General features: G+C 39.6%; 10 protein-coding genes and 1 tRNA gene. 8 read left to right on the forward strand and 3 right to left on the reverse strand.

Annotated elements, in window-relative coordinates; all coding sequences use genetic code 11:
- Nucleotides 1-5 precede the first annotated feature (5 nt).
- Nucleotides 6-1,613, reverse strand: coding sequence for an NAD(P)/FAD-dependent oxidoreductase (locus H4075_RS05460; RefSeq protein WP_182804889.1), 1,608 nt, complete (start codon nucleotides 1,611-1,613; stop codon nucleotides 6-8).
- Nucleotides 1,614-1,758: 145 nt separating this feature from the next.
- On the opposite strand from H4075_RS05460, the gene H4075_RS05465 reads away from it, so the two are divergent.
- The 4 genes from H4075_RS05465 (at nucleotide 1,759) to H4075_RS05480 (ending at nucleotide 5,202) form a co-directional block, all read left to right on the forward strand.
- Entirely contained in the window at nucleotides 1,759-2,505 is a 747-nt protein-coding gene (locus H4075_RS05465; protein WP_182804891.1) for a 5'-nucleotidase C-terminal domain-containing protein, read from the forward strand.
- On the forward strand, nucleotides 2,495-3,427 hold the full coding sequence (locus H4075_RS05470; RefSeq protein ID WP_182804893.1) for a bifunctional metallophosphatase/5'-nucleotidase: 933 nt from the start codon (nucleotides 2,495-2,497) through the stop codon (nucleotides 3,425-3,427). Before H4075_RS05465 ends, H4075_RS05470 begins: the two co-directional genes overlap by 11 nt.
- A gap of 137 nt (nucleotides 3,428-3,564) precedes the next feature.
- The gene (gene dnaA, locus H4075_RS05475; protein WP_182804895.1) at nucleotides 3,565-4,998 is read left to right on the forward strand and encodes a chromosomal replication initiator protein DnaA; all 1,434 of its coding nucleotides are present in this window, start codon (nucleotides 3,565-3,567) and stop codon (nucleotides 4,996-4,998) included.
- 130 nt (nucleotides 4,999-5,128) lie between these two features.
- Nucleotides 5,129-5,202 (forward strand) — tRNA-Pro (locus H4075_RS05480).
- Nucleotides 5,203-5,307: 105 nt separating this feature from the next.
- Here H4075_RS05480 and H4075_RS05485 read toward each other — a convergent pair.
- Nucleotides 5,308-6,099, reverse strand: coding sequence for a response regulator transcription factor (locus H4075_RS05485; RefSeq protein WP_182804897.1), 792 nt, complete (start codon nucleotides 6,097-6,099; stop codon nucleotides 5,308-5,310).
- A gap of 33 nt (nucleotides 6,100-6,132) precedes the next feature.
- Nucleotides 6,133-9,303, reverse strand: coding sequence for a ligand-binding sensor domain-containing protein (locus tag H4075_RS05490; protein ID WP_182804899.1), 3,171 nt, complete (start codon nucleotides 9,301-9,303; stop codon nucleotides 6,133-6,135).
- A gap of 480 nt (nucleotides 9,304-9,783) precedes the next feature.
- On the opposite strand from H4075_RS05490, the gene H4075_RS05495 reads away from it, so the two are divergent.
- The 4 genes from H4075_RS05495 (at nucleotide 9,784) to H4075_RS05510 (ending at nucleotide 17,481) form a co-directional block, all read left to right on the forward strand.
- Nucleotides 9,784-12,972, forward strand: coding sequence for a SusC/RagA family TonB-linked outer membrane protein (locus H4075_RS05495; RefSeq protein WP_182804901.1), 3,189 nt, complete (start codon nucleotides 9,784-9,786; stop codon nucleotides 12,970-12,972).
- Between the two features lie 26 nt (nucleotides 12,973-12,998).
- Entirely contained in the window at nucleotides 12,999-14,975 is a 1,977-nt protein-coding gene (locus H4075_RS05500) for a RagB/SusD family nutrient uptake outer membrane protein (RefSeq protein WP_182804903.1), read from the forward strand.
- Between the two features lie 31 nt (nucleotides 14,976-15,006).
- A complete protein-coding gene (locus H4075_RS05505; RefSeq protein WP_182804905.1) occupies nucleotides 15,007-16,209 on the forward strand; it encodes a DUF4959 domain-containing protein in 1,203 nt (400 codons plus the stop codon).
- 75 nt (nucleotides 16,210-16,284) lie between these two features.
- Nucleotides 16,285-17,481: a DUF4998 domain-containing protein gene (locus H4075_RS05510; RefSeq protein WP_182804907.1), complete on the forward strand. Its 1,197-nt coding sequence runs from the start codon at nucleotides 16,285-16,287 to the stop codon at nucleotides 17,479-17,481.
- Nucleotides 17,482-17,608: the final 127 nt, after the last annotated feature.

The raw sequence follows: 17,608 nt of genomic DNA on the forward strand, positions 1-17,608 counted from the left end.
ACCTTTTAATCTGATGATTGGTTACTCTGCAAGGCAATCATATTGGCAATGCGCTCTCCATCCATTGCCGCACTCACAATGCCGCCTGCATAACCGGCTCCTTCGCCACAAGGATAAAGTCCCTTGATTTGCGGATGTTGCAACGTTTCATTGTCTCTCGGAATGCGAACAGGTGAAGATGTTCTTGACTCAGTTGCCACCACCACAGCTTCGTTGGTAAAATAGCCACGCATTTTCTGACCGAAAGCTTTAAAACCAAGCCGAAGATCATCAAACACAAATGGAGGAAGAACCTGACGAAGATCAGTACTATTCAACCCGGGTAAATAAGAACAATCGGGGAGTGAAGCAGATGTTTTCTTATCAAACATATCGGCCATTCGTTGAGCAGGTGCCACAAACTTTCCGCCGCCGGCAACAAATGCCTTTTGCTCAATGGCCTGCTGAAATTTCATCAACAACAACGGATCGTCCTCACTTATTTGGATTTTGTTTTTTGTATTTTGGACTTTGAAAAATTCAACAGCATCTTTCACTTCAATTGTTACAACCATACCGCTATTGGCAAAGGCGTTATTTCGTTTTGATGGGCTCCAGCCATTTACTACTAATTCGCCGGGTGATGTGGCTGCCGGTGCAATAATACCACCGGGGCACATGCAAAAACTGAATACACCTTTTCCCTGCACCTGCTCAACCAAACTGTAAGAGGCTGGCGGAAGAAATTCATCACGAACAGGGCAACGGTACTGAATAGAGTCGATTAATGATTGCGGGTGTTCAACACGCACACCCAACGCAAAAGGTTTTGCTTCAATTAAAATATTGTTTTGATGCAGTAGTTCAAAAATATCCCTGGCACTATGTCCTGTTGCAAGGATTACAGCATCAGCATGTATTGTTGAATTGTGATTAATTTCAACGCCTTTTAGCATATCCCTGTCGAGACTAAAATTTGTCAGTTTGGTTTCAAAATGAATTTCACCTCCACAACTCAAAATAAATTCCCTCATAGCGGTGATGATATGCGGTAGTTTATTCGTGCCAATATGTGGGTGACTTTGGTAAAGAATTTTTTCTTCGGCACCAAAGCGCACAAACAGTTGAAGAATGCGATCAATACTTCCACGTTTGCTGCTGCGTGTGTAAAGCTTTCCATCGCTGTAAGTACCTGCACCGCCTTCGCCAAAGCAATAATTACTTTCGGGATTTACTTCGCCTTGCTTATTTAATGCAGCAAGATCTCTTCTTCTTGCTCTCACATCTTTTCCTCGTTCAATTACAATCGGTTTAATACCCAATTCAATTAAACGTAATGCGGCAAATAAACCTGCAGGTCCGGCTCCAACAACAATTACCTGTTTGCTTGATTTATGTACATCCTTGAAATTAAATTCAAAGACATCTCTTTGCTGCACCGGTTCATTGATAAAAGTTTTGACAGTAAGATTTACCCAGGCTTGTTTGCTTCTTGCGTCAATCGATTGCTTGAGAATATGAAATCCATTTACGGAAGCCAATTGAACGTTTGCAGAAACTGCAATTTGTTCTTTTATAGACGAACTGTCAGCAGCTTGTGAAGGCAGTAAACGAAGCGAAATTTGTTGTTGCATGTGTGTCAGGCAGTTAACCTAAAAACAATAATTGCGGCAAAGATAGTTGTATTTATAAAGCATATAATATTATGCATTTCATCAAGAAAAAACATTTTTTTTGTGGCTTTAAAAACAGTTATCTTTCATTAGTTACAGCAAGTACATGAGAAAGCTTACAACCCTCTATTGTCTTATCATTATATTGTTTATTTCTTACTCCTGCAACCCGGTTTACAGGGCATCTTCTGTTCAGTATAAAGATTACCAGGTACAGAATGAGCGCAAAGACGCATCGGTACAAAATTTTCTTCAACCTTATGCTGATAGTGTGAACAGCAGCATGAATCTGGTGATCGGTCAATTAGCTGTTGATCTTGACAAGCGTCAACCGGAAGGAACACTCGGTAATTTTATGGCCGATGCGATGAAAGCAATGGCTGAAAAATATTACAAAACAACAGTTGATGGTGCTTTTATCAATTACGGAGGCATGCGTTTAACTGGTATGAAAGCAGGTGCAATTACAAGAGGCAAGATTTTTGAATTGATGCCGTTTGATAATATTATTATCCTGCAAAAATTAAAAGGAACAGTATTGCAGGAATTTCTTGATCATATTATAGGAAGAGGTGCCTGGCCTGTGGCTGGTATTACGATGCAAATGAAAGATAAAAAAGCAGTAAATGTGATGGTTGGAGGAAAACCACTCGATCCAAATATGATCTATACAATAGCTAATTCAGATTATGTGGCAAATGGTGGCGATAATTGTGAAATGCTCAAGGTTATTCCACAGATCAATAATGGTTCACTTTTAAGAGATGGTTTGATTGATTATGTTCAATCGTTAACACAAAAAGGACAACCCGTTACTGCCACTATCCAAAACAGAGTTACGAATGCTCAGTAGAAGAAAATTTATACAGCAAACATCGTTTACCACAGCGGCCTTGTTGGCGGGCAAATTTGCAGGTGCAGAAGAAGTAACAACGCAACGCCTGGTTATTCTTCATACAAATGATGTACACAGCAGGCTCGATCCTTTTCCTATGGATGGCAGCCGCAACCAGGGACTTGGTGGTGTCGCTGCAAGGGCAAACCTTATTAATGAGATACGTGCAAAGGAAGAACATGTACTGTTGCTTGATGCCGGTGACATTTTCCAAGGAACACCTTATTTTAATTTGTACAAAGGTGAGCCAGAAATAATAGCGATGCAGAAGATGGGTTACGATGCCTGCACAATGGGTAATCATGACTTTGATGCAGGGCTCGAGAATTTTGCATTGCAGCTTCAGCATGCAACATTTCCTGTATTATTATGCAACTACGATTTTACAGCAACGCCCATGGAAAATAAATCACTACCTTATAAAATATTTAAGAAAGGAAAATTGAAAATCGGCGTTACCGGTGTGGGAATTGAAATGAAAGGATTGGTACCGGATAACTTAATAGGAAACACCAAGTATCTCGATCCTGTGTATAAGTTAAATGAAACAGCTTCGATGCTAAAGCGTGAAAAAGATTGTGACATGGTGATCTGTTTGTCGCATTTGGGATACCAGTACCGTGAAAATGCAAATAAGATCTGTGATATGATTCTTGCAAAAGAAACAGAACATGTTGATCTGATCATTGGTGGTCATACACATACGTTCTTAAGTGAACCTGTGTTAGTAAAGAATAAAAAAGCAGAAGATGTTTTGGTGAACCAGGTAGGTTGGGGAGGTATTCAGTTAGGCCGATTGGATTATGAATTTTTTAAATATAAAAAGAAAAATATGACAGCAGCAAAATCATTATCAATAGGTAAAAAAACAGGTGAATAAAAAATTTTTTTTTCCACAAAAAGTGTTGATATTCGCCTTCCCCCTTAAGTTTTTTCATAATACTTTCATTATGAAAAATTGCCAAAGAGAATAAACAGGAACATTATTAACTCATTATATAAACTGCTTTTGGAACAATGACGAAAACGGCTGATCAAGTTTGGAAAAGTTGTTTAACCATTATTAAGGATATAGTAGAGTGGCAACATTTCAAAACATGGTTTGAACCAATCAAACCGGTTGAATTAAAAAATAAGATCCTTACCATCCAGGTGCCCAGCCAGTTCTTTTTTGAATACCTGGAAGAGCATTATGTAACGTTACTTGCCAAAACATTGAAACGTGAATTAGGTAAAGATGCTAATCTTGAATATCGCATCATGATGGATAGTGGTAATAATAATAACCAACCCATCACAATGGATGTTCCCGGTCATGGTTATAAAACATATACAAATAACGAAATGGATTTTCCGCTTGTGATAAGTAACCCCGTCAAGAACCCGTTTGTAATACCGGGCTTGAAAAAGGTGCAGATTGATCCGCAGCTGAATCCAAACTATACGTTCGATTCTTTTATTGAAGGCGATTGTAACCGTGTTGCACGCAGAGCCGGTAAAACAGTTGCTGATAAACCCGGCGCTACTTCATTTAATCCATTGGTGATCTATGGTGGTGTAGGTTTGGGTAAAACTCACCTTGCACAAGCTGTAGGTAACGAAGTGAAACGTCAGCACCCAAATAAAGTGGTGTTGTATGTAAGCTCTGAGAAATTCATCAACCAGTTTGTTGATCACAGCCGTAACAATGCCATCAACGATTTCATCCATTTTTATCAGTTGGTTGATGTGTTGATCATTGATGATGTGCAGTTCTTCAACCGTGCTGAAAAATCACAGGATGCTTTCTTTGCTATTTTCAATCATCTTCATCAAAGTGGTAAGCAGTTGATCTTGTCATCAGACAAACCACCAAAAGACCTTGAAGGTGTTCAGGAACGTTTACTTAGCCGCTTCCGTTGGGGACTAAGTGCCGATCTTCAGATGCCCGATTACGAAACACGTATCGAGATACTGGAGAAGAAGATGAAGAACGATGGCTTGGAAATGCATAAAGATGTGGTAAAGTATATCGCTTATAACATTAATACCAATATTCGTGAGCTTGAAGGTGCCCTTATTTCATTATTGGCACAATCCTCGCTGAATAAAAAGGAGATCGATCTTGATCTTGCTAAAAAAGTGCTGAAAAACTTCGTTAAAACATCATCTAAAGAAATAACAATCGATGCCATTCAGAAAATGGTGTGCGATTACTTTGATGTGCCTTACGAAAAACTGTTACAGAAAACACGTAAACGTGAAATTGTACAGGCCCGTCAGATCACAATGTACCTGGCAAAGACATTTACAAAGAATTCTCTCAAGACCATCGGCGAGCATTTTGGAGGAAGAGACCACACAACGGTTATACACTCCTGCCAAACTGTAAAAGACCTGATGGATACGGACAGCATGTTTAAAGAAAGTGTACTGGAATTGCAGCAGAAAGTTCAGTTGGCTGCGATGTAATAAAACCCAAAACCTAACACAACTCATTTGATCCCGGATTTCTTTAAGAATCCGGGATTTCTTTTGGCACTTTAACAGAGGACAACTATTTTTGCAACCCCTTAGGGGAGTTCATCCTCGATGAACACGGCGGGAGGTAGTTCAGCCCGGTAGAATACCTGGTTTGGGACCAGGGGGTCGCAGGTTCGAATCCTGTCCTCCCGACTACTTAAAAAGGCAATCAAAAAATTGATTGCCTTTTTTATTCATTCGATTCGTGGATCTTTTGTGGGAGAAGCCTGTATGAGTTAATAATAATTGATCAATAGCTCATTTTGATTTATCATCATCTTCAGATCTGTTCGTTTGTTTATTTTTCTGGTATTCAGTTGGTGTCATCCCGAACTGCTTCAGAAAGATCCTTCCAAAGTTTGTTTGCGATCCAAAGCCTACCATATCAGATACCTCATAGATCTTATACTCACCACTGGAAAGTAACTCGGCGGCTTTTTTTAACCGGGTAATATTAATCAGTTCGTTTGGTGTAAGATCAGTCACAGATTTGATCTTGCGGAACAAGCTGGTGCGGCCCATATTCATGAGCTTCGCAAGTTTGTCAACATCCAGTGCATGATCTTCAATGTTTGCTTGAATAAGATGATTGAGTTTTTCGAAGAAAAGTTCATCTGATTTATTATGTGCAACAGATTTAAGATGTGCAAACGGAGTATTTACAAAATAGTCTTTTAACTTCTTCCGGTTGTTGAGTAAGCTTGCAACATGCGCCTGCAGATATTCCGTTTCAAACGGCTTTTCAATATAAGCATCAGCTCCAAGGCTCAGTCCTTCTATTTTTGCCTGAAGTGTATTTTTTGCAGTAAGTAAAATAACAGGGATGTGGCTGTATTCAAAATTTGATTTGATCTCTCTGCATAATTCAAATCCATCCATCACAGGCATCATTACATCACTGATCACTAGTTGAACTGCTTCCGTTGAAAGAAGTTTTAACGCCTGTAAACCATCAGTTGTTTTCAGCACTTCATAATGTTCATGTAGTTCTTCAGCAATTACTTCCAGTAGCTCTTTGTTATCTTCCACTAAAAGAATTCTTGGTTTCATTGTTATTGATTTGGTGATTGATTTATAAACTATTTACGCTGAAGTTTGTGAAGTGGTTATTTCATTATTGAGCGGTAAAGTGAGTGAAAAACAATTCATATTATCTGTTTGTGAATCCAGGATAAGTGAACCTCCATGCAGCTGTGTGAGCGACAGAGCCAAAGCTAAACCTATTCCTGAGCCTGTCTGCGCTTCTGTTTCACTGATGCGGTAAAAAGGTTCAAATATTTTTTCCTTTAGTTCAACAGGAATTAAATAACCATCGTTTTTAACACGGATAGTGAATGATTGTTCATCCTTATAGAAAGGGAGTAATTCGATCATCACTTTTTTGTCTGCAAATTTGATAGCATTACTAATAAGATTGTTGATGATCTTATTAAAAGCATCCACATCAATATTCGCAAACAATGCTTCTGCGGGTATGTCAGTTGAAAATGAAAGACCATACTCTTCTGCCAGATCAGAAAAGTCGTTACAGGCATCTTCAACCAGCTGTGTAACATTTGTGTGTACAAATGAGAGATGGAATTTATCTATTTCTGTTTGTCTGAAATCCAATAATTGATTAGTGAGTTCGATCAACCGGTTGGTATTTCGATTCATTATTTTCAGGCTACGTTCCAACTCAGGTAGAGCTTCAGCTTTTCTTGTAATTCTTGAAAGCGGTACTTTAATAAGTGTAAGCGGTGTTTTAATTTCATGTGCCACGTTGGTGAAGAAATCGATTTTAGCATCCAGCAATTCTTTATTCTTCACCAATCTCATCTCCAGCATTTCTCTTTCCTTCGCCACTTCCAGCTTTTCAAATTTCTGTTTATTCTTTTCTTCCATCCGTTGATGATAATAACGAATGATGAAATAAATCAATAGCAGGAGAAGAAGGGAATAAATAAGGTAGGCATATGTGCTCAGCCACCAAGGTGGTAAAATGCGGATGATCAGTTTTTTTTCGTTTGGGCTTGCAATGCCGTAACTGTTCATTGCCCGTAATCTGAAATGATAAGTTCCGGCAGGCAGTTCTGCAAAATCAACTCTACGGTTTTTTTTCAGGTTCACCCAGTTGTTCGAGAGTTCTTCCATTTGGTAAGCATACTGAATAGTTTCAGTTGCCGTATACCCAAGCGCTGCAAAATCAATACTGAATGTTGATTGATCATGTGTAAGTACGATCGTATCTGTATATGTGATAGATGCTTTCAATGGAGAACCTTTCTTGCCAATACCAGTTTCTTGATTTGCAATTTCAAAATGAGTGATGTAAACAGGAGGGGCGAAGGCTGATTGCCTGAATTCTTTTGGGTGAAAACTGATAAGCCCCTTTGTGCTGCCAAAGTACATACGCCCATCCGCATCTTTAAATGCAGAGCTGTAGTTAAACTGATCAGTGATCAATCCATTCGCTGTGGTGAAAACATCTACTTTCCCTGTTGTTGGAATAAAACGTACTAGTCCTTTGGTGGTGCTGATCCAAAATTCACCACTGCTTGATTCCAAAATGGAAAACATGAAATTGCTGGGAAATCCATTTGCTGTTCCATAGCGTGTGAAGTTCTTGGTTTGCTCATTCCATTTGCATAATCCTTCTTCTGTTGTAAACCACAGGTTATTGCGGCTGTCTTTGAAAACAGAATTTACACGGTCGCTGCTTAAACTGGTTAAATCGTTTTCATTGTGCAAAATAGTTCCGCCTTTACCGGTCGCAGGATTGTAAAAGTGAATACCTCGTCCGAATGTTGTTGCCCAGATAGTTCCTTTATCATCTTTTACTATCCCGGTGTACCAATCCCATTCAGGAAAACCTTCCAGCCGGGCCAATCGATCGTTTTTTCGATCGTATCTGTAAATACCAAGTGTTGTTCCTATTAAAATATTGTCGTGATCGATGGCATTAATACAATAAATAAAGTTGCTTGACAAAACGCTGCCGGCACCAACCTGGAAATGTTTGAAAACCTTTCCCGTTCGGATATCCATTACATCTAACCCATGTTCAAACGTACCGATCCAAACTTCGTTTCGGGATACTTCCAGTCCATGTAAATTAAAAAAGGAAAGACTTCCAGGCTTCCCTGTTGCTTCATAAGGTGTAAACATTCCTGTGACCGGATTGTATTTGTTAAGCCCTGCATCTTCAGTACCTATCCAGAAACTGCCATCACTATCTTTTTTTATTTCTCTTACAACATTGCCACTGAGTGAATTTTCATTCTTTGCAGGAATGAATTTTGTAAAAGGCGTAACCTGTTTCGGAAAATAATTGATACCGCCAAAATAAGTGCCCACCCAAACACCTCCTTCATTATCTGCGCACATTGTTTCAACTGCATTATCAGAAAGTGAGAAGGGGTTGCTGTAGTTTTTTTCTAACTGTATGCCTTTACCCGTTTGCAGATTGTAAACAAAAATGCCTGATGCAGTACCCAGCCAGAATTCATTCGGTGAAACCTGGAGAATCCGTTTTACATAAAAATTTGTTTCCCGTTTTAAAGTAAGTGGCAGGTCAACGTACGTTTCTTTTACCGGATCAATTAATTTAACATCTGCATTGTTCGTGCCTGCTAATAGTTGTCCGGTATTGGTTTGCACAATGGTTTCAATGTATTTGTATTTTGTATCGTCGGTATTTTTAAACAGAGGAATGCTGGTGAATGTACGGTTGGCGGCCTGATATTTTTTCAGTTCTCCGTTTGCAGTGCCTACCCATACATTTCCGTCAGATGTTGGGCAAACAGCACTTGCAATAAAGAAAGTTGGATGATCAAAATAATCAAGTGTGTTATTTTTCAATGAATATTTGCAAACAGCAAAACCTGATATGAACCATAAGTTACCCTTCGTATCACCGGTAAGTTTAAATATGCTGTGTTCTTTCGTTGAAGGTAAAAGCCTGAACTCTTCTGTTTTATCAATGTATTCATACAAACCTTTGTCGGTACCTACATACATCGTTCCCTGTTTATCCTCGTATAGTGATTGAATAAAGTTGTTACCAATGCTGTTACTGTCAGAAAAATCTTTTCTGAATGTTTTAAACGAATAACCATCGAAACGGTTTAAACCATCTTTTGTTCCAAACCACATAAAGCCTCTCTTATCCTGCATTGCACAGATCACACTGTTGTGCGAAAGTCCGTTCTCAACCTGGTAACGTCTGAAATAATACGACTGTCCAAATAGCGAACAATGAAGCATTAACAGCATGCTCAAAACACATATGGCTCTTGAAAAACGCAATTGTTTGGTTTGTTGAATGTTAGAAAAATATCAATCGAACACCTGGGTGCTTTTGTAAAAATTGGTACTTTTTGTTGAAATATCGGAATTTTTAGTCGAACTGAATAAATTAATATTTGTCAAATTTACACTTATTAATTCTTAACGACTAAAACGACTTGCTATGACCTCTACTAATCTCTCTTTTATTTCAACCTGATGTTCTGAACTGTCTGTATTATTTTCTTACTGAAAAGTTTGCAAGGATGACATTTTCTGAAACAGCTTCTTTTCATTGAAATATTACTTCGTTCACAACTTCCCGCAACAATCTGTATGCTGCACAAAAAAAATGTGAAGCAAATGGGTTAATGCCTACCTGTGTTTAATCATAAAGCGTATAAACTGCTTATTAACCAAAACGTACACGATTCATTTATTTTTTAATTAAACAAGTATTGATTGCTTATGAAAGAATTAGTAACCATTAAAGCCGGCAAAAGAGCCATCGCTTTATTAGGATTGTTGCTCTGCCTTTCTGTTACGCTCTTTGCGCAGGATAATGACATTACTGTAAAAGGTAATATAAAGTCAGATTCTGCGGTGCTGCAAGGTGTAACTGTTCAGTTAAAGACTGATACCAAGAGAGCTACACAAACAGATGAGAAAGGAAATTTCTCTATTCGTGTTCCTGCAAAAGGAACCCTTGTTATTTCAAGTGTTGGTTTTGAAACGCAGGAGATAGCAGTGAATGGCCGCAGTATAATTGATGTGGTGCTCAAAAATGCAAGCGGAAGTCTCGGTGATGTTGTCGTAATTGGGTTTGGTGGTACCAGGAAGAAAGAAAGTATGGTAAGCTCTATCACCACGGTTGATGTAAAAACATTAAAAGGGCCAACTGGTAACCTTACTAATGCCATTGCCGGCCGAATACCGGGTGTGATCTCTTTTCAACGAAGTGGTGAACCTGGTCTTGGTACTGATAACTCTGCATTTTATATCAGGGGGCTGTCAACATTTGGTACAGGTAAACAGGATCCGCTTATTTTAATTGATGGTGTTGAGTCGTCACCAACAGATCTTGCACGTTTGCAGCCCGATGATATCTCTGATTTCTCTGTATTAAAAGATGCGGCCGCAGCTTCAGTATACGGAGCACGTGGTGCAAACGGGGTAGTATTGGTGAACACACGCACAGGTAAAGAAGGTGTTGCAAGGTTTTCGTTTCGTGCTGAGAATCGTGTGTCGTCCAACACAAAGAATTTCAACATGGCTGATAATATTACATACATGCAGTTGGCAAACGAAGCAGCGCTTACACGTTCGCCACTTGCTGTTCAACCATATTCACAAAACAAAATTGAACATACAAAAGCCGGAGACGATCCTTATCTCTATCCCAACAATAACTGGATCGATCAGCTGATCAAAAAATATACGGTTAACCAGAGTTACAACCTCAACGTCAGCGGTGGAACCAACAGAACACGTTACTATGTTGCCGGTACTTATAATCAGGATAACGGCTTGTTGAAACTTGATCCTATTAATAATTTCAACAGTAACATTAAACTGAAGAATTATTCGATTCGTTCAAACGTTAACCTCAATCTTTCCGCAAATACAGAGTTGATCATTCGCATGTATGGCCAGTTTGATGATTATAACGGGCCAATTGGTGGAGGTTCTGCTACATTCAACAATGCGCTCTGGTCAAACCAGGTCATGTTTCCTGCTGTTTATCCGCAGTCGAAACTGCCTTACATCACGCACCCATTATTTGGCTCTGCAAGAACAGTTGATGCAAACGGATTGACTTCTACTTTATATGTAAATCCATATGCACAAATGGTGCGTGGCTATTCAGTTTATAAAACATCGAACCTTCAGCCGCAGGTTGAGTTGAAACAGGATCTTGGTTTTGTAACACCGGGATTGAGTTTTCGTACCATGGGTTATTTGAGAAGATATTCTTTTTATTCTGTTGACAGAAGTTATAATCCTTTCTATTATTCGGCGATTGTTGATCCAACAACACAAGACTATAATCTTACTGTGTTAAATGATGGTAGTGCAACTTCTATCGGAACTGTTGGTACAGAATACTTAGGCTATGCAGAAGGTAATAAAGTAGTCGACTCACGTTTTTGGTTGGAAGGATCTGTTACCTATAACCGTACATTCAAAAAACATACTGTTGGCGGTAATGTGATTGCAGTGATCTCGAATTATGAAACCGGTAATGCAGGAAGTGTTACTGCATCGTTGCCGCAACGTAACCAAACACTTTCAGGACGTTTTACTTATGGTTTTGATAACCGTTACCTTGCTGAGTTCAACTTTGGTTATAACGGTTCTGAACGTTTTGCAAAAAATAATCGTTTTGGTTTCTTCCCGTCAGCAGGTGTTGCTTACCGCATTTCAAACGAGAAGTTTTTTAACCCGCTGAAAAAGGTTATTACTGATCTTAAATTCCGTGCTACGTATGGGTTGGTGGGTAATGATCAGATCGGTAATATCAATGATCGTTTCTTCTACTTGTCAAATGTAAATCTGAATGATGGTGGCTTTGGTGCATCATTTGGTCGTAATGATGGTGCAGGAACTTATGGCCGTCCCGGTGTTTCTATTTCAAGATATGCAAACGAAGGTATCACATGGGAGCAATCACGTTCCATGAACCTTGGTATGGACATGAAGTTGTTTTATGATCTCACACTTACTGTTGATGTATACAAGCAATGGCGTTCACAGATATTACAAGCGAAGTCTACTGTTGAATCTGCTGCAGGGTTCTCTGCTATTCCTTCTTCTAACTATGGTAAAGCAGAAACACAGGGTATTGACGTTGCATTGAACTATCAACGTTCGTTGAATAAAAATATGTGGATCAATGTAAGGGGTACGTTCACTTATGCAACAAGCAAAGTAAAAGTAACTGATGAAATTGTTTTCCCTGCTAACATTGCTTACCTCTCAAGAGCAAACCATTCCATCAGTCAAACATGGGGATTAATTGCTGAGCGTTTATTCATCGATCAGAAAGAGGTAGCCAACTCACCTGTACAATATGGTGATATTGGTTTGCTGGCAGGTGATATCAAATACAAAGATGTAAATGGTGACGGAGTGATCAATAATGATGACATGGTCCCTATCGGTTTCCCGCAACAACCTGAGATCATTTATGGCTTTGGTGCATCGTTTGGTTATAAGCGCTTCGATTTTAGTTTTTATTTCCAGGGTGCGGCACGCAGTTCATTCTTCATTAACCCATGGAACATTCAACCTTTCTATTTGAATGGTGGTTATCAAAATAACCTGTTGAAAGTAATTGCCGATAATCATTGGTCAGAAGATAATCAGAATCCATACGCATTCTGGCCACGCCTCAGCACATGGAGAGTGAATTCAAATAATCAAACCTCTACATGGTGGCTACGTAATGGTGCTTTCTTACGCCTGAAAAGCGTAGATATGGGTTATACATTACCTGATTTCAAAGCTTTGAAATTAAAAGGCACACGTGTTTATTTCTCTGCAACCAATCTCTTTATCCTCAGCGGCTTTAAGCTGTGGGATGTGGAAATGGGCGGCAATGGATTAAACTATCCCATTCAATCTGTTTACAGCATGGGTGTGCAGCTGAACTTTTAATTTAAAACATTCAACAGTTTTTAAACATGAATACAAGAATCAAATATAAAGTTGCAAACAAAAGCCTGCTTTTTGCAGCAGTGCTCTTTGTGTTTACAACTACGCTAAATTCCTGCCGCAAGTATCTTGATGTGGTACCGGATAATATTTCTACTATCGACAATGCATTTAAACTGCGTGTTGAAGCAGAGAAATTTTTGTTCACCTGTTATTCTTACCTGCCAAAGAATGGTGATGGCTGGTACAATGCGGCAATGGCATCAGCTGATGAGATTTGGTTACCGCAAGATGATCAAACACATTGGCATGCTGCTTTCCGTATTGCACAGGGTCAACAAAATGTTGCTGATCCCTATTTTAATGAATGGGCAGGCTGGAGAAAAGGAGGTACCGGCAATACACGTTTTGATCATCAGAAAATATGGAACGGTATCCGCAACTGCAATATCTTTTTAGAGAACATGGCAGATATGACGAAAGTGCCTGATATCAATCCTGCAGAACGTTCACGCTGGATCGGTGAAGTATTGTTTTTGAAAGCCTATTATCACTATTACATGTTACGCATGTATGGTCCTATTCCGCTCATCAAAGAAAATGTTGCTGTGGAAGCAGATCCTGCAAGCTCTTATGTAAAACGTGCGCCGGTTGATGAATGTGTAGAGACAATTGCATCATGGCTCGACAGTTCAATTACATTATTACCGGAGCGTATTCAAAATGAAAATACGGAGTTGGGAAGAATTACACAGCCTATTGCATTAGCCGTAAAAGCGAAATTATTGGTAATGGCTGCAAGCCCGCTGTTTAATGGCAATCCTGATTTTGCAAACTTTAAAGACAAAGATGGTGTGGCGTTGTTCAACCCAACTGTTGATCCGGACAAATGGGAAGCAGCAAGAGATGCAGCGAAAGAAGCAATTGATGCAGCAGAAGCAAATGGGTTTACGCTTTACTATTACAAGAATGATATTCATAATCTGAATACAGCAACAAAAACACAATTAAATATTCGCAATGCTGTAACTGAAAGATGGGGTTCTGAAACAGTATGGGGTAATGCTCAAATGTATTTTCCGAATGAAGCATTGTGCATGCCGCCAATGACAAGAGGAAGCAATACAAACCGCTTTCAACTGCAAGGTGTGTGGGCACCGCCAATCAAAATTGCGAAGATGTTTTACACTTCTAATGGTGTACCTATAGAAGAAGATAAAACATTCAACTTTACAAACTATGATCAGTTGCGCACAGCTACAGCTGCAGAGAAATATTATATAGAGCCAGGGTTTGTAACTGCACGCCTGAACTTCGACAGAGAACCACGCTTCTATGCCAACTTAGGTTTTGATGGTGGAATCTGGTATATGAAAGACGGAAATGCAACAGGTAGTGATAATGGAACTTACTATGTAAAAGCAAAGAATGTAGAAAGTGCAGGCTTTGGTCATTTTACCAACTGGAGTGAAACAGGTTATTTCGTTAAGAAACTCGTTAGCTGGCAATCTACAACTGCAGGTACTGCAGCGCCGGTATGGCGTTCATATCCCTGGCCTGAAGTTCGACTTGCTGATTTATATCTTCTTTATGCTGAAGCAGAAAATGAAGTAAACCCTGCATCGGCCACAGCAATTTTATATGTTGATAAAATAAGGGAACGTGCCGGATTAAAAGGTGTTGTTGAATCATGGACAAACTTCTCCAGTACACCTGGTAAATATGCTACACAAGCAGGCTTGCGTTCAATCATTCATCGTGAACGTACACTTGAATTGATGTTTGAAGGGCAACGTTTCTGGGATCTGCGTCGTTGGAAAGAAGCGCCGGATGAGTTGAACAAAGACATTACCGGCTGGAGCGTACAGGGTAAAACAGACGGTACTTACTACAAAGAGAAATTTATTTTCAGTCAACGTTTTGTTGCACCACGTGATTATTTCTGGCCCATCGGCAATTATGATACACGTCGCAATCCTTACCTGGTAGAAAATCCGGGTTGGTAATCTGATTCTAAAAATTCTCAAAAATTTTACAATGAAACTGATTAAACTAATAGTTCCCTCTTTGCTTCTTACAACATTCATCGTTGCATCGTGCAGCAAAGAATTGGAAACACACACACCAATAAGTAACGACCCCACTGTGCCGGCACAGATCACTGATGTGACTGTTTTGAACGGCAGTGGCAAGGCAACCATCTCGTATAAGTTGCCAAACGATCCGAACCTGCTTTATGTGAAAGCTGTTTATACCATCACTACCGGAAAGCAATACGAGACAAAAGCATCGTATTACAACAATTCATTGGTGGTGGAGGGATTTGCAGATACACTGGAACATGAAGTGAAATTATATTCTGTCAGCCGTTCAGAAAAACAGTCGCCTGCTGTTACGGTAAAAATAAAGCCACTCACTGCACCTATCTGGGATGTATACCGCAGTATAAAAATTGAAGATGCATTTGGTGGCTATAATCTTACAGGCGTAAATGCATCGAAGGCAAACATCTCAATTATTGTTACAAAACCAAACGTATTTAACGAATATGAAATCGATAACAATAAAAGTGTGTACACAAATATAGACAGCATACTGTCGAAAATTCGTGGACTCGATACAGGTAATTACCGTTTTGGATTTTTGGTAATAGACAGATGGGGGAATAAAACTGATACAATGTACAAAGTTGTAAAACCGATTTTTGAAACCCAACTCGACCCAACTAAATTCTCCAGCCTTGTATTACCCGGCGATGCACCGCAGGTTACCAATGGAGCTGCGCTGCAATATGCGTGGGATGGAAGACTTGGCTGGCCGTATACAAGTTTCACCAACCAGGTTCCCGGTGGAAGTGGTCCGCACATGATCACGTTTAATACAGGCGCACTGGCAAAACTCAGCCGTATATGGATCAGACCTTTCCCTGAGGGAACACGCTATTATTATCTCACCACCATGAAGCGTTTTGAAATCTACGGTTCAGATAATCCAAACTTAAATGGAGCATTGGATAATACCTGGAAATTGTTGGGAAGCTATACAGTGAAGAAACCTTCAGGCTTACCTTATGGTACAGATGATGCCAATGATCAAACGACAGCAGCTGCTGGATTTAGTTGGGAAATTGATCTGTCTGCACCGAAAGTAAAATACATCCGTATCCGCTGTCTTGAAAATTTTGCAGGTGGTACGGCGCAAAGTATTAATGAACTGAAAGTGTATGGAGATCCCCGATAATAACTAAAGTTAATGTTTGATCAATTCCATTGCTGCTTCAGAAAACAGATGCAGTTGCGGATAAAACTTAAACAAATGAAAAAAAATACGAGTAAACTTTCGTTGATCATCATGCTGATGTTTGTATTGGCAGCCTGCTCTAAGTGGGATGATTACAAAAAATATACCGAGGCAGGTGAAACGATCTATAGTGGGAAAATAGATTCAGTAAAAACTTATCCCGGCAATCAACGTATAAAAATTACTGGCTTGTTGCCTGCTGATCCAAAGATCGCAAAAGCTAAGATCAGCTGGAATGATGGCAAAGATTCCATTATCTATGCAATTACAAAAGGACCGGGCATTGATACCTTTAGTAAAATTGTACCTGTGCCTGAAGGCATTTACAATTTCACCATTCAAACATTTGATGCTGTTGGAAACAGTTCAATGAAAGTAAATGCATCCGGTACTGCTTACGGACCTAAGTATGAAAGTGGTTTGACCAACAGAGCCGTAAACCGTGCAGAGTTAATGACAACCGGAAAAGCTGAATTGGCGTGGGATAATTTGGATGCAGCTTCAGGTGCATTGGGTACATGGGTTCGTTACACAAAAGTGGGTGATGTTGTTGATTCGGTTTTTGTTCCGCTTACGCAAAGCCTTACTTCGCTGGATAATTTCAAACCCGGAACATCTGTAAGACTTCGTACACTATATCTGCCGAAGCCAAATTGCATTGATACATTCAGCAGTGCTTTGCAAACTGTTGGTGTAATGTATGATGTTACGGCACAGTATATTTTAAATGCAGGTATCAACTTTGCCAATTCCGATGGCGGAACAGGCAGATGGCAAACACCTGCACAATGGATCACTACTCCTGATGTAAGAAATGGCGGTGGCGATGTTGGTGGTTTAGACAATGGAGGTTGGTTGCCATCGAAAGCGCTTTCTCTTGAAGCATGGTGGGGCATGCCGGAAATACCAAACGGTAAAATATATCAAAGCTTTACGTTGCCTGCCGGTAAATACACATTGGTAATGACAGCAGGCGATTGCTCCGATGGTGGTACAAAATACATCACGGTTGCAGCAGGCACTGTATTACCCGATATAAATAATGTGCAAACCAGTTCAATTGTGTTCAAGAACATTACTAAGTGGGCTGATAACAAACTCAACTTCACCCTTGCAAATGCTACGCAGGTAGCAATGGGTTTACAAGCTGGTATGAAAGCGGAAGGAAACTTTATGAAAGTGTTTAAGGTACGTTTATACCTTACGCCATAAATCATTTGCTCAGATGTTTGCGAATGGATCATCCATCGCAGCAACATGCATCAGAACAATAAATTTTGTTTAGGGGCATATTTAAAACAAAGGCTCCCTGTATCAACAAGGGGCCTTGTTTTTTAAG

The organism is Lacibacter sediminis (assembly GCF_014168535.1).
In the GTDB taxonomy this organism is placed as follows: Bacteria; Bacteroidota; Bacteroidia; order Chitinophagales; family Chitinophagaceae; genus Lacibacter; species Lacibacter sediminis.